We start from the raw sequence: 2,039 nt of genomic DNA on the forward strand, positions 1-2,039 counted from the left end.
ACTCTAGATATTGAACATCTAAAAAGTTTAAGACTAGCAAATAATTTATATTTGGTTATTTCTGAATTAGAAATTGGATTACATCGGTTACATCTTTATCAATTGTGTGATCAAGTTTCTCGTATAAATCTAAAGCCATTTCTAAAAAAAGGGACATACTATTATGTGAATGCTAGCCGTAAAGGATCACAAACCTATAGCCGATTTGAAGCAGCAAATGCAGCAATGGAAGGAATAAAAAAACGTTACCCTTCCAAAAGAATTAGTATGAATCGTCTTCCTGATGTAGAGTTTCGATTAGATATTGAAGATCATAACGGACTTTTTTCACTTAAGTTAACTAATGCATCCTATCGCTTTAGGCGAATTGATAGACGTTTCTCAGCAGCATCACTATTACCAACTGTCGCTCATGCAATGGTTTGGCTTTCTACTCCTGTAGAAGAGGATGTTTTTATTGACCCTTGTTGTGGATCGGGCACAATCTTATGGGAACGATTATCCTATCCATTTACCTATATTGGAGGGGGAGATATCGATCATCAGGCGCTCAAAGTAGCGAAAGAGAATCTCATGGATACTTTTGCAGAGGTCACACATTGGGATGCTCGTAAATTAGCTTTTGCCGATGCTTCTATTGATAAAGTCGTGACAAACCTGCCATTTGGAAGGCAAATTTCATTTGGAAAAGAAACAAATGAAATCAATCGAGCAATATTAATTGAAATTACTCGAGTGATGAAAATCCAAGGGAAAGCTGTCATTCTAACAGAAAATTGGGATGAGATTTTACAAGTTGCTGCGTCATTGCATTTGCGATTAATAAAAGCATTCCCGTTAAGTCTCAAGGGATTACACCCTGCCATCTATGTTTTCGAGAGGGTTAAACACAAAAATAAACGGAAAGGTTGATAAATAATGAACTTCCGATTTGTGAGTAGGGAATCCTTCAAGATTGTCGGTATTAAAAAGACTTCACCAATACATAAAATTGGAGTCTTTGTCCCTGGAATTGATCAAACAACACATGAAGACATGCAAACTTATTTTGAGCAGATAAATATGGAAAAAGTAAATGAAATCCTTTATATAGCGGTCGATCATACAGACAATCTAGTTGATTATTATATTGGATTTGAAACAACTGCAGAATGTCCTAAATCTCTTGTTGAGTTGATCATTTCCATGCAAAAGTGGGCAGTCTTTGATCTTTCCTCAACATCACCGCAAACATTGTATAACACCTGGTATTATTTATTTTCAGAATGGTTTCCTACAAATGGATACGAGCTTGTGGCAAATGCACAATTTTTCCGAGTATTAAAAGTGGATGCATCATATGAGCTCTGGGTTCCAGTCGCAAGAAGTAAATTGTAACTATGAATTAATGAAGACGAGAATCAGCATACATTGTAATAAGGGAGGAAGGGAATAGATGACTGCATACGAAAAACCAACATTGGAAACTTCGGAAGTGGAAGTTGTGCTGAGTGAATATTTTGGTTCGAATGTGATTGGGGTAACGCCATTAAAAGGGGGTAATTTAAGCGCTGTATTCTCCTTCTCGGTTTTTGATAAGGAATACGTTATTAAATTTAGCGACTTAGCAGGGAGTTTTGAAACTGAAAGATTTATTTCAGGCCTCTTAACATCACAGGGAATCCCGTTTCCTTCTTATCTCGGGCTAGGTAAATTTAAATCATTTAACTATCTAATTTCAGAAAAGATCAGTGGACTCAATCTGGCAAGCTGCTCTCCTGAGCAACAACGCCAATTGCTTCCGGAGGTCATTCAACTTCTAACTCGGATGAACCACGTTGAGTTAGGTAAAACACACGGTTATGGATTCATAAATACGAGCGGGAATGGTATATATAATTCTTGGAGGGAACATGTAATTGCTATTAATGCAGAGGATCAGGCGGGCACCTTCTGGGATGGGTGGTACAGCTTATTCAAAACTTCTTGTCTGGAGAAAGATGTGTTTGATGAATGTTATAACCGTTTATTGGCCTATTCCAGCTATAATGAACCACATC

Annotated in this window: 3 protein-coding genes; all 3 read left to right on the plus strand. The window is 37.2% G+C overall.

Annotated elements, in window-relative coordinates; all coding sequences use genetic code 11:
• Positions 1-912: TRM11 family SAM-dependent methyltransferase (locus AC1DWB_RS34115; protein ID WP_477545514.1), on the plus strand; the 912-nt coding region annotated here is incomplete at its 5' end.
• 6 nt (positions 913-918) lie between these two features.
• A complete protein-coding gene (locus tag AC1DWB_RS34120; protein ID WP_477545515.1) occupies positions 919-1,377 on the plus strand; it encodes a GyrI-like domain-containing protein in 459 nt (152 codons plus the stop codon).
• Between the two features lie 58 nt (positions 1,378-1,435).
• A partial coding sequence (locus AC1DWB_RS34125) for a hypothetical protein (RefSeq protein ID WP_477545516.1) occupies positions 1,436-2,039 on the plus strand: 604 nt, incomplete at its 3' end.

This window comes from Paenibacillus sp. P4_E11, assembly GCF_056401635.1.